Raw genomic sequence first — 12,586 nt, forward strand, 5'->3', positions numbered from 1 at the left:
TTGTGGGCACGGCGGCCGATGGTGGTGCGCTCTTTGGTGAGCGTCATCTCTTGTATTACGGTGCCGCCTTTGGTCAGGATGATCTTCGCCATTCCTATCTCTCTCGGGTAACGCTATCAGTCAGTTATTAAAACAATACCGCGCATCGGCTCACGGCTATTGGTGTTGGCGTTGGTCAAACCATGCAAGCAGCGGATTTAACAAGATTTAACAAACCCCTAGTTTAATGTTGTTTTGGGGAAATCGTACTCAAAATTCGCGAATTCTTCCAACCGGGTCATTCCAGACCGGATCATTCCCGCCAACGCGGGAATCCAGTTTATTACGTAATTTGGATCCCCGCGTTCGCGGGGATGACGGAAATCAGGTGTTATCGGATACCTCAGGCACACTGATCAGTATCACTGACACATTGTCCTGCCCGCCCGCCTGGTTGGCAGCATTGATAAGCATGGTGCATGCCATCTTGAGATCGCCCTGGGCGTCGCTGACGATGTTGCTGATATCGCCGTCGCCGATGCGGTCTGACAAGCCGTCGGAACATAGCAGATAAAGATCTCCAAGCTGGACTTCATGCTGATGGACTTCCACCACCAGCTGGTAGTCGATGCCGACCGCGCGCGTGACGATATTGCGGTTGAGCGCGAATTGCGCATCTTCGGCGCGGATCAGGCCGGCGTCGATCTGTTCTTGCAGAAGGGAGTGGTCGCGCGTCAGCTGTTCCAGCAGGCCGTCGCGAATGCGGTAGGCGCGTGAATCGCCGACGTGGGCGATGCTGACGCTGCCTTCGGGCTGGAACCAGGCCACCACCAGGGTGGTGCCCATGCCGCGGTATTCCGGCTCGCGGCGGGCGGCGTTGATGATGGTGCTGTTGGCCTGGCGCACGGCTTGCATCAGCCACTGCCGTGCCGGCATGTCGGCTTCCGGTTTTTGCAGGCGGCGGTACTCATGCAGCTGGCTTTCGATTTCTTCCTGGATGGCGACGGTGGCGATGCTGCTGGCGACTTCACCGGCGTTGTAGCCGCCCATGCCGTCGGCCAGGATCGCCAGCTGCAAGACATCATCGACGACGACGGTGTCTTCGTTTTGTACTCGCACCATGCCAATATCCGTTTTGGCGGCAAACTCAAGCGGCATATGTCGGGACATTCAGAGCTTCGGTGAGAAAAATATGACAGATTAGGCGATTGCCGGATTACAAGCATTTTCCTTGGTTCTGCAGGGCACGGCAAGACAAATTGCGGTCGCTGCAATAGCCGACCTTCAGGATGCCACAGCTACGGAAAACGTGTGATTGTGTATAAATGAAAAAAGGGAGCCGTGGCTCCCTTGCTCAAGTCTGCATTCCGTAGCGGTTTAAGGGGAACGCGAATAAACCTCGTTACGTCATTCCCGCGAACGCGGGAATCCAGCTTAATCACCAACTTGGATCCCCGCGTTCGCGGGGATGACGGTGTTTTTAGAGGCGTCCTTAATTGTCGTCAGAGTTTTTTTCGACGGTAAAACTGTCGTAAAAATACTCTGACCCCACTTACCTACGCCGGATACCGGTTTAACGACAATTACAGCATTGCTTTCAGCAAACGCGCCATTTCGGACGGGTTCTTGGTGGTGGTGATGCCGCAGGCTTCCATGATGTCGAGCTTGGCTTGCGCGGTATCGGCGCCACCGGAAATCAACGCACCGGCGTGGCCCATGCGTTTGCCCGGAGGAGCTGTTACGCCAGCGATGAAGCTGACCACCGGCTTTTTCATGTTGTCCTTGATCCAGTAAGCCGCATTGGCTTCGTCCGGACCGCCGATTTCGCCGATCATGATAACGGCATCGGTATCAGGATCGTCGTTGAACATCTTCATGATGTCGATGTGCTTCAAGCCGTTGATCGGATCGCCGCCGATACCGACTGCCGACGATTGGCCCAGGCCCAGCGCAGTCAGTTGACCGACTGCTTCATAAGTCAGGGTACCGGAGCGCGAAACCACGCCGATACGGCCCTTCCTGTGGATATGGCCCGGCATGATGCCGATCTTGATTTCGTCTGGTGTGATCAGACCTGGGCAATTTGGACCGAGCAGCAAAGTCTTGCTGCCGGATTTTGCCATACGGTCTTTCAGCGCCAGCATATCGCGTACCGGAATGCCTTCGGTGATGCAGATGGCCAGGTCGAGTTCAGCTTCGACGGCTTCCCAGATTGCTGCTGCTGCGCCAGCCGGCGGAACATAGATCACCGAGACGTTGGCGCCGGTGGCGGCCTTGGCTTCGGAAACGTTGGCGAAAATCGGGATGCCTTCGAAATCTTCACCGGCTTTTTTCGGATTCACGCCGGCGACAAAAGCGTTCTTGCCGTTTGCGTAATCGCGGCAGCCGCGGGTGTGGAATTGGCCGGTCTTGCCGGTAATACCTTGGGTGACGACTTTAGTGTCTTTGTTGATCAGGATACTCATACGATTCCTTTTTAATCCGTCATTCCCGCGCACGCGGGAATCCATGTTAGTTCAATAAGCCAGGATATAAATCTTGCCAACTCGGATTGGAGGATTCAATGAGATGAATTTTCCACATCCGATTCCATTTTTTCAGCTGTTTTTCGCGCTTGATCGCCTCGATAATATCTTCGTGAATCTCATACCAGACCAAGGTTTTCAAGCCATACTTCTCGCAAAAACCATCCACAAAAGCTTCTTTGTGCTGCCAGCTACGTTTGATCAGGTCAGAAGTCACGCCAATATATAGCGTACCTCTCGACCTGTTCGACATCATGTAGACGTAGCTTTGCATTCCGTAAAATGGATTCCCGCGTTCGCGGGAATGACGTCAATTTGATTATTTACCGTTGGCCGCAGCAACAACCCTCTGCGCCGCCTCTTCCATGCTGTCCGCCGAGATGATCGGCAGGCCGGATTCGGCCAGCAATTTCTTGCCGATTTCTTCGTTGGTGCCCTTCATGCGGACCACCAGCGGAACTGTCAGGGAAACAGCCTTGGATGCAGCGATCACGCCTTCGGCGATAACGTCGCAGCGCATGATGCCGCCGAAAATGTTGACCAGGATGGCTTTCAGGCTTGGGTTCTTCAGCATGATCTTGAATGCTTCAGTCACCTTCTCAGTCGTGGCGCCGCCGCCGACGTCGAGGAAGTTGGCGGGCTCGCCGCCGAACAGCTTGATGGTGTCCATGGTGGCCATGGCCAGACCGGCGCCGTTGACCAGGCAGCCGATGTTACCGTCGAGCGAGATGTAGGCTAGGTCGAACTTGGACGCTTCGATTTCAGCTGGATCTTCTTCGTCCAGATCGCGGTAGGCAACGATTTCCGGATGACGGTACAGCGCGTTAGGATCGAAATTGAACTTGGCGTCCAGTGCGATGACCTTGCCGGAACCGGTAACGATCAGCGGGTTGATTTCGGCCAGCGAGCAATCGGTATCCCAGTATGCCTTGTACAGACCTTGCAATTGGACGCGCGCATCAGCGATCGAACCGGCAGGTACGCCGATCAGGGTCGAAATGCTGTCTGCATCAGCGTCGGTCAGGCCGGTAGCCGGATCGATGACGACTTGATGAATTTTTTCTGGGTGGCTGGCAGCGACTTCTTCGATGTCCATGCCGCCTTCGCTGGATGCCATCAGCACCACACGTTGGCTGACGCGGTCGGTGACCATACTGACGTACAGTTCTTGCTTGATGTCAGCGCCTTCTTCGATCAGCAGGCGACGTACCTTCTGGCCTTCAGGGCCGGTTTGGTGCGTAATCAGTTGCATGCCGAGGATCTGGTTGGCATATTCGCGCACTTGTTCCAGCGACTTGGCAACTTTCACGCCGCCGCCTTTACCGCGACCACCAGCGTGGATCTGGGCTTTGACAACCCACACCGAACCGCCAAGTGTTTCGGCTGCCTTGACCGCGTCATCGACGCTCAGGCACGGGATGCCACGCGGTGTTGTTACTCCAAACTGGCGGAGAATTTCTTTACCCTGATACTCATGGATTTTCATGCGAGCTTCCCTTCTGACACTTAATTAAATGAAATTGCTTGGTTGGATACTAACGAAAATAAGTACGTTTAATGAGTTTGTTTGCCTGCTTCTGCTGATGGGCTGATTGCCCATTTCGGATAATATTTGGCGACAACTGCGCCTTCACTACGTAAAGCATGACAACGATCGAGCTGGGGCGGCTTTTTCTGCCCCGCCTCAGGATCGGCGTTACGGTCGATCTCGCCGCCAAAAGCCTGCAAGGCGGCGGTCGGCAGGATTTGCGCCAGCTCGGTCAAATGGGTGCAGCCCAGAGCGCCGCCGATGCGCTCTTTGAGCGCATAACGGAAGCCCTTGACCAGGCTTAGGCCGACCAGGGTTTTATACGCCGGGTTGATGGTATTGCAATAACCCTGGTACGGCACCGCTTCCGAATTGGCCTCGACTTCCACTATAGTAAATTGGCGGTCGAGCGTCAGCCTTAACCACAGGCTGTGCAAAGGCATGCCTGCAGGCAAATTTCCAGCGGGCAAAGAAAGATCAAAAGGTTTGATATCGGTCAGGTGCGCATCCAGTTCCCACAAACCGTCATCGCGCACAAATCCTTCGATCTGAATCGTACGGGAGTGCTTCAATGCTCGGCGGGGAATAGGTGGTGTCAGAGACATAATGGTGGACTGATTTGCGTGTCGTCACCACAGTTTCTATGGTAACTGCCGCTCCTGCGGTTTGCAAAAAACCCCAAAAGTGTAGCACAGCTTGGCAGGCTTAGCGATGTTGATGGGCTGTTGCAAAATAGCCATGACGCTCGAATCAAAACTCCGCGGTGTCATTCCCGCGAACGCGGGAATCCAAATTACAGCGAAAAATGGATTCCCGCGTTCGCGGGAATGACGGCATTTTTTTACATCGCCTTATGGCAAATTTCAAAACCCGCAAAACATTTACTGGTTCAGCAATCTTCCGCGTCGTCATCACCGCCTTTCACCGCTGCCTGTATGGCGCGATGGGAAAAGCCACGCTGCAACAAGAACCGCATTTGCTTGGCGCGTTCGGCAGCGTCTGCCGGGGGTTGCTTGAATTTCTTGCGCCAGACTTCGCGAGCCCGCGCAACTTCGCCGCTGGCCAGATCGGCTTTGATGTCTACCAAGGCTTCAGCGGCGATGCCATGGCTTTGCAATTCGGAGAGGATGCGGCTGTTGCCGTAACGATGGGCGCGCCGGTGAATCAGGGATTCGGAGAAACGGGCTTGCGACAACAGCTTGGCTGCCTCCAGCGTATCGAGCAAGGCTTCGATGTCATCGCCTTCTTGCGCATAGCGCGATAATTTGCGCGCCAGTTCCATGCGGCTGTGTTCGCGTGCCGATAGATAGCGTAGCGCCCTGCCCTTGAGGCTGATTTGCAGTTTGGCCATCTCCGCTTTCTGAGTAGTGCTTGTTAAATACCGCTGGTTAAGAAGCTAAGAAACGCTGTTTTTTAGTGCTAGTTATTAAGTACTATTTAATTACTACTTATTATAGGCATCGCTACAAACAACAACGCCTTCCAAAAATCCGTCGCACGGAGTTTTATGGAAGGCGTTTTCTTTGACTAACCAACTTGGCTCTTGCTGAAGCCGGTCATAAATCGACCGGCCATATCTAGTTAGACCGGCTCTTCAGCCTTGGTTGCTGCTGCCGCAGCTTTGCTTGCAGCCTTGGCGGCGGCTTTTTCACTCTTGTCGCCGGCGTCAGATTTGGCTGCGCCCAACTCAGGCACACCCAGCGAAGCGCGCACCTTGTTTTCAATTTCGCGCGCCAGTTCCGGACGTTCTTTCAGGTAGGTACGGGCATTGTCCTTGCCCTGGCCGATGCGTTCGCCGTTGTAGCTGTACCAGGCGCCCGACTTTTCAACGATCTTGGCATCGGAACCGAGATCGAGGATTTCACCTTCACGGGATGTGCCTTCGCCATACAGGATGTCGAAGTGCGCTTCCTTGAATGGCGGTGCGATTTTGTTTTTGACGACTTTGACTTTGGTTTCGTTGCCGATGACTTCATCGCCGGACTTGATCGAGCCGGTACGACGGATATCCAGGCGCACCGAAGCGTAGAACTTCAGGGCGTTGCCGCCGGTAGTGGTTTCCGGATTGCCGAACATGACGCCGATCTTCATGCGGATCTGGTTGATGAAGATGACCAGCGTGTTGGTGCGGTTGATGCTGCCGGTCAGCTTGCGCAGCGCTTGCGACATCAGACGCGCTTGCAGGCCTGGCAGGGAATCGCCCATGTCGCCTTCGATTTCAGCGCGTGGCGTCAATGCCGCCACCGAGTCGATCACGATCAGGTCGACGCCGCCGGAGCGTACCAGCGCATCGGTGATTTCCAGCGCTTGTTCGCCAGTATCCGGTTGCGAGATCAGCAGCTCGGACAGGTTGATGCCCAGTTTCTGTGCATAGCCGACATCCAGCGCATGTTCTGCATCGATAAAGGCGCAGGTGCCGCCGAGCTTTTGCATTTCGGCAATGGTTTGCAGGGTCAGCGTGGTTTTACCCGACGATTCCGGACCGTAGATTTCGACTACGCGGCCACGCGGCAAGCCGCCGACACCGAGTGCGATGTCCAGGCCGAGCGAACCGGTCGAGACAACTTGTACTTCTTCGACCACGGCGCCGTCGTCCATCCGCATGATCGAACCTTTGCCGAATTGCTTTTCGATCTGCGCCAAGGCCGCGGCAAGGGCCTTGCTTTTATCCGGGTTGGCTGCGGATTTTTTATCGTCCATGGTTGCTCTTTCGACAAAAGTGGTGAGATATTTGAGACTTCAGGTAGCACTGTATAAAAAAACAGTGATTTATGCAAGCACTGTCGTACTTTTCCAAAAAACCTGTCGCTATATTGTATGTGCAGAAGCCGCTTTCGGCAGCCCGGAATATCTGAATCTTCCCGGTCAGAACCATTTTTAGGCGTGAACTTAAGCCCGAAACTGGTGAATTCCAATGCGGCGCGGCGGGCGCAAATTATGCTTAATCAGCATATCCTCATCCGGAAAAGTAAAAAGACAAGCCGGGCGACCAAGAGCAGTGCAATAATCGTGACGCCTGTTTGTGCATGCAGCGGCTCCGCTGCCGGTGCAGACAGTTGCGCCATATTCAAAGCTGGGGGCAGCAGTTTGCCCCGAATAAAAGGGAGAAGGTATGCGTATTACATATTTGATGAAACCGTTGGCGGCATCGATGCTGCTGCTGGGCTTGATGGGTAGCGTACAGGCGGCATCTGCGCCTGCGGTGGAGGCCAAGAACGGCATGGTGGTGACGTCCCAGCATCTGGCGTCGCAGGTCGGGGTCGACATCCTTAAGATGGGCGGCAACGCCATCGATGCGGCGGTAGCGGTCGGCTACGCGCAGGCGGTAGTGAATCCTTGCTGCGGCAATATTGGCGGCGGCGGTTTCATGACGATCCACCTGGCGGATGGCCGCGATACGTTTATCAATTTCCGTGAAACCGCGCCGGCTGCGGCCAGCGCCAATATGTATCTGGATGCCAGCGGCAAGGCGATCACCAACGCCAGCCTGTTTGGCTATCTGGCGGCCGGTGTCCCGGGCACCGTGCTGGGTCTCGATACCGCGCAAAAGAAATACGGCAAGCTGACCCGCGCCCAAGTCATGCAACCGGCGATCAAGCTGGCGCGCGACGGCTACATCCTGAACCGCGGCGACACCGACATTCTCGACACCACCATCGCCCAGTTCAAGAAAGATCCGGAATCGGCGCGCCTGTTCCTGCGCCGCGACGGCACGCCGCTGCAACCGGGCGACCGCCTGGTGCAGAAGGACCTGGCCAAGACACTGGAAGCCATTTCGCGCAACGGTCCTGACGCTTTCTATAAAGGCGCCATCCCGGCCGCAGTGGAGCGTGCCTCCAAGGCTGGCGGCGGCATCATTACCGCAGCCGATTTTGCCGGCTACAAGATCAGCGAAAGCGCGCCTTTGTCGTGCAACTATCGCGGCTATGTGTTCGTCTCCGCCCCGCCACCGAGCTCCGGCGGCGCCACCATGTGCCAGATCCTGAACATCCTGGAAGGCTATGACATGAAGGCGCTGGGATTCCACTCGGCGTCGGCAGTGCACTACATGACCGAAGCGATGCGCCATTCCTATATGGACCGCAATACCTTCCTGGGTGACCCTGCGTTCGTCAAGAATCCGCTGGAACGCTTGATGAGCAAGGAATACGCAGCCTCGATCCGCGAGAAAATCAGCGCCGACAAGGCCACGCCATCGGTAGAAGTACAACCGGGCATGGCGCCGCACGAGAAGCCTGAGACCACACATTATTCGATCGTCGACAAGGACGGCAATGCGGTGTCCACCACCTACACCATCAACGGCCGCTTCGGCGCCGTGGTGGTTGCGCCGGGCACCGGCTTCCTCCTGAACGATGAAATGGACGATTTCACGGTCAAGGCCGGCGTGCAGAACCTGTTCGGCCTGGTGCAGGGCGCGACCAATTCGATCGCGCCGGGCAAGCGGCCGCTGTCGTCGATGGCGCCGACCCTGGTGACCAAGGATGGCAAGACCTATATGGTGCTTGGCTCGCCAGGCGGTTCGCGGATCATCACCATCACGCTGGAAACCGCGTTGAACGTGATCGACTACGGCATGGCGCCGCAAGAAGCGGTGGATGCGCCGCGTATCCATCATCAATGGCTGCCGGACGAGGTGTATTACGAAACCCGCGGCCTGTCGCCGGATACCTTGAAGATCCTCGACGGCATGGGCTACAAGATGAAAGAGCAAACCCCTTGGGGCGCGGCTGAACTGATCATGATCGGCTTGCCAGGCGCGGCCGGCGTCAGCGGGAGCAGCTCAGGCAACGATGCCGGTGTTTCGGGGGTTGTGCGTCCGGGCTTGTATTACGGCGCCAACGATACACGCCGGCCTGCCGGCGCTGCGATCGGTTACTAAGCCGTTCTTCAGCTTTATCTGCAAGATATGAAGATGGGTGCCTGGCGCCCATCTTTTTTTTCGCCCCGTGAAAAGCCGAAACCCCTTTCCATGAGTAAAACGCATTGATCCAATAGTATTTATCGTTTTATCCCTACCCGAATCAAATTTACACTGGACGCTATCCTCCTCCGATAAAGAGCAAGCATGTCCACCACCAACCTGCAATTCATGCTGTCGTCCCTGCTGGGCGCCGAACACGCCAGTCAACTATCCGATCTGCTGCAAATCCCCGCCAGCACCCTGCGCCCGCGTTCCGACACCGTGTCCCGCATCGAAATCGCCCAGGCGCTGAACATGTTGCTATTCGAGAAACTGCTGAAAGCCGTCCCGCAAGGGAATGACTATGTGCAGGATTCGGTACGCGCCGGTAACAAGATCCGCTTCGATCATGGCGCGTTGCGCACCGTGCTGGGCATCAGCACCGGCACCCTGCCGGCCGGAGAAGCTGCCTTCACCCGCATCCTGCGCCCGCTTGGCTACCATGTGAACGGCATTTATCCCTTGCAGCGGATCAGCATGACCGGCCGCGCCTATGCGCATGAGGATGACCCTGAAGAAATCGCCCAGTTCTTCCTGAGCGAACTGCATCCGCATAATTTCTCGGTTGGATTCCAGAACGCCGTCAACAAAGTCCTGGCGACTTCGCAAGATCCTATCGACTCGCACTCGGCGCATTTGTTACACCAGCTCGGCGCGGACAAAACCCTGTCTGTCGCAGACGCGTTGTCACTATTGCCGGTGCTGGTGGCTTGCTTCGACCGCCAGCATGACTTGCCCAGCATTGCCGACTACCAGACCTTGCTTGCCGAATCAGCCGAAATGGCCTGGATTTCGACGGAAGGCAATGCCTTCAACCACGCCACTGATCGCGTGCCGAACGTTGAACAGGTGGCCGATGCGCAACGCGCACTGGGCCGCGCCATCAAGGAAAAGATCGAGGTCTCACGCAACGGCCGGGTGCGCCAGACGGCTTTCCGCGCCAGCAACGTCACGCGCGCCATGCGCGACGAGAACGGCGAACTGGTCGAAATGAAGGTGCCGGGATCGTTTTACGAGTTCATTTCGCGCGACCGTTTCCTGGACGAGGACAGCCAGACTCACAAGCTCGACCTGACCTTCGACAGCGGCAACGCCCAAGGCATTTTCAAGATGACCGCTTCAGCCACAGCCGCGACTAACTGACAATCACAAATGAGCGACATCAGCCTCACCCAGCAAAAAATCAGCGACCTGCTTGGCCCGCAGGGCTGCCTGCTTGAGCCGGAGCAACGGCAGCCTTACGAACGCGGCGCCCGCTACGGCAATGGCCGCAGCCTTTGTATTGCGCGTCCGGCCAGTATCGAAGAGGCCGCCGAACTGATGCGCCTGTGTGCCAAGGAAAAAATCCGCATCGTCACTCAAGGGGCGAATACCGGCCTGGTCGGGGCATCATCGCCAGACCAGTCAGGCCTCGATGTGGTGCTCAGCATGGAACGCATCAAAGGCGTCATCGACATCGATCCGATCGACCGCGTGGTGCAAGCTTATGCCGGCACGCGTTTGTCGGATTTGAACCAGGCGCTGGAAAAGCATGATCTGTTTTTCCCTATCGACCTTGGCGCCGATCCCTCGCTGGGCGGCATGCTGGCGGCGAATACCGGCGGCGCACGCCTGATCCGCTATGGCGATGTGCGGCACAATGTGCTCGGGCTGGAAGCACTGCTGATCGATCCGCCGGGCGAGCGGCTCGACCTCACCAACCGCCTCCGCAAAAATAACACCGGCCCCGACTGGAAGCAAAACTTCATCGGCACCGGCGGCGCCTACGGCATCATCACCCAGGTGGTATTGCAGGTGCACTCGCGACCGCAGCAAAGCGCCACTGCGCTGGTGGTGCCGCCATCCATGGAAGCGGCAGCGCTGCTGCTACGCGATGCCGAACGCAATTTCGCCGACTTCCTCAGCGCATTTGAAGGCATCTCGCAAAATGCACTGCAATCGGTGCTGCAACATGTACCAGGTATAACTGCCCCATTCGAACCACTGCCGCCGTATGCCTTCCTGATCGAACTCAGCTCGGCGCGCCCGCGCAGCGCCGATTTCGACCTGGAAAAACTGTTCGGCGCGTGGCTCGAAAGCTGTTTCGGCGACCTGATCCTGGACGCCGTGATCGACAAACCCGAAGTACTGTGGCGCATCCGCCATGCGATCAGCGACAGCGTGCGCCAGGAGGGCAAGGTAGTCGCTTTCGATATCTCCGTGCCGCGCTCCAAGCTTGGTGCCTTCCGGCAGGAAGCAGTGGCGCTGCTGGAACATGGCTACGCTGGCATCAAGGTATTCGATTTCGGCCATTGGGGTGATGGTGGCTTGCACTTCAACCTGGCGATTCCCGAACAATTGATCGCCGATTTCCCGCCATTGCGCATCAACGCCTTGCGCCAGGAAATCTACGATCTGGCGGTGCTCAAATATAAAGGCAGCTTTAGCGCCGAACATGGCGTCGGTCCGTTCAACCAGGAATTTTATGAGCGTTACACGACGCCTGAGGCGCTAGCGCTGGCCGGCCGCATGCAAAACGTGTTCGATCCGCAGCACTTACTCGGAGTCACTCGCTTTGCGCCAACGCAATAAGGGTGCTCCCTTGGCAGCGGCTCGAACAAACTCAGCAGCGTCACTTCCGACCCCGTCATTCCCGCGAACGCGGAAATCCATTTTGGGCAGTAGTGTGGATTCCCGCGTTCGCGGGAATGACTCGATCCGGAATGACGGGATCGGAAATGACCGGGGTTTTATTGAAGCTGAAAATTCACGCATTTGGTATAGTGCTTGCTCGGCAAGAAGCTCATTGACGAGCATTGCCACAAGCACGGCGGTACATACCTATTCGGCACCCAGAAAAATGCGCAGATTTATCCCCTCCACCTCTTGCCTCATCGCATTTGACACCGCGGCTCGCCACTTGTCGTTCACCAAGGCGGCCAACGAACTGCACATGACGCAGGGCGCGGTCAGCCGGCAAGCGGCGATCCTGGAGGATTATCTCGGCGTAAAACTGTTCGAACGCATCAACCGGCGTCTGATCCTGACCGCCGCCGGCGCGGAATATGCCGGCCAGGTGGCCGTCATCCTCAAAGAAATCGAGATGGCGACCTTCCAGGTCATGGCGCACAAAAATTCGGGGGGCGTGCTCAATCTGGCAACATTGCCGACTTTCGGCATCAAGTGGCTGATTCCGCGCCTGGCCAAATTCACCGCAGCCCATCCCGACGTGATCCTGAACCTGAGCACCGAGGTGCTGCCTTTCGATTTCAACAATCGTTCAGTCGACGCTGCGATTCACTTCGGCGAACCGAACTGGCCGGGCGCGGTGATGGTGCGGCTGATGGGTGAAGAGGTGGTGCCGGTGTGCAGCCTGGCGCTAAGCCAGCAAATCAAGCGCATCGAAGACCTCAGCAACATGACATTATTGCAACACACCACCCGACCGCAAGCCTGGCAGGACTGGTTCAATCATGTCGACGTGGCCTGTCCCGACGCCCTCTCCGGTCCGCGCTTTGAACAATTGGCGATGGTGATCCAGGCCGCCGCCGCCGGTCTCGGCGTGGCGCTGATGCCGAAATTTCTGGTGGAAACCGAAATCGCCCTCGGCCA

Annotated in this window: 10 protein-coding genes and 1 pseudogene; 4 read left to right on the top strand and 7 right to left on the bottom strand. The window is 56.8% G+C overall.

What is annotated here, in order from left to right; translation table 11 throughout:
* Positions 1-363: 363 nt before the first annotated feature.
* The 7 genes and pseudogenes from ABI171_RS14855 to recA form a co-directional block, all read right to left on the bottom strand.
* Positions 364-1,149: a Stp1/IreP family PP2C-type Ser/Thr phosphatase gene (locus tag ABI171_RS14855; RefSeq protein ID WP_348093322.1), complete on the bottom strand. Its 786-nt coding sequence runs from the start codon at positions 1,147-1,149 to the stop codon at positions 364-366.
* A 413-nt stretch (positions 1,150-1,562) separates the two neighbouring features.
* Positions 1,563-2,444 carry a succinate--CoA ligase subunit alpha gene (gene sucD, locus ABI171_RS14860; RefSeq protein ID WP_348093323.1) on the bottom strand — a complete coding sequence of 294 codons (882 nt, stop codon included), beginning with the start codon at positions 2,442-2,444 and terminating at the stop codon, positions 1,563-1,565.
* 46 nt (positions 2,445-2,490) lie between these two features.
* On the bottom strand, positions 2,491-2,778 hold the full coding sequence (locus ABI171_RS14865) for a GIY-YIG nuclease family protein (protein ID WP_348093324.1): 288 nt from the start codon (positions 2,776-2,778) through the stop codon (positions 2,491-2,493).
* A gap of 45 nt (positions 2,779-2,823) precedes the next feature.
* Positions 2,824-3,996: pseudogene (gene sucC / locus ABI171_RS14870) on the bottom strand (ADP-forming succinate--CoA ligase subunit beta); the annotation flags it as partial.
* Between the two features lie 62 nt (positions 3,997-4,058).
* A complete protein-coding gene (locus ABI171_RS14875) occupies positions 4,059-4,637 on the bottom strand; it encodes a DUF2889 domain-containing protein (RefSeq protein WP_348093325.1) in 579 nt (192 codons plus the stop codon).
* Between the two features lie 284 nt (positions 4,638-4,921).
* Complete coding sequence (recX, locus tag ABI171_RS14880) at positions 4,922-5,383, bottom strand: recombination regulator RecX (protein ID WP_348093326.1); 462 nt, start codon at positions 5,381-5,383, stop codon at positions 4,922-4,924.
* 230 nt (positions 5,384-5,613) lie between these two features.
* Complete coding sequence (gene recA, locus ABI171_RS14885) at positions 5,614-6,732, bottom strand: recombinase RecA (protein WP_348093327.1); 1,119 nt, start codon at positions 6,730-6,732, stop codon at positions 5,614-5,616.
* Between the two features lie 451 nt (positions 6,733-7,183).
* Here recA and ggt point away from each other — a divergent pair, with 451 nt between their 5' ends.
* From ggt to ABI171_RS14905, 4 genes are all read left to right on the top strand, one after another.
* The gene (ggt, locus tag ABI171_RS14890; RefSeq protein ID WP_348093331.1) at positions 7,184-8,914 is read left to right on the top strand and encodes a gamma-glutamyltransferase; all 1,731 of its coding nucleotides are present in this window, start codon (positions 7,184-7,186) and stop codon (positions 8,912-8,914) included.
* A 186-nt stretch (positions 8,915-9,100) separates the two neighbouring features.
* Positions 9,101-10,138, top strand: a complete 1,038-nt coding sequence (locus ABI171_RS14895) for a DUF1338 domain-containing protein (protein WP_348093328.1) — start codon at positions 9,101-9,103, stop codon at positions 10,136-10,138.
* 9 nt (positions 10,139-10,147) lie between these two features.
* Positions 10,148-11,566, top strand: a complete 1,419-nt coding sequence (locus ABI171_RS14900; RefSeq protein ID WP_348093329.1) for an FAD-binding oxidoreductase — start codon at positions 10,148-10,150, stop codon at positions 11,564-11,566.
* A gap of 268 nt (positions 11,567-11,834) precedes the next feature.
* Positions 11,835-12,586, top strand: a 752-nt coding sequence (locus ABI171_RS14905) for a LysR substrate-binding domain-containing protein (RefSeq protein ID WP_348093330.1), incomplete at its 3' end; no start/stop codon positions are given.

The sequence above is a fragment of the Collimonas sp. genome, from assembly GCF_039923675.1.
Taxonomy (GTDB): Bacteria; Pseudomonadota; Gammaproteobacteria; order Burkholderiales; family Burkholderiaceae_D; genus Collimonas.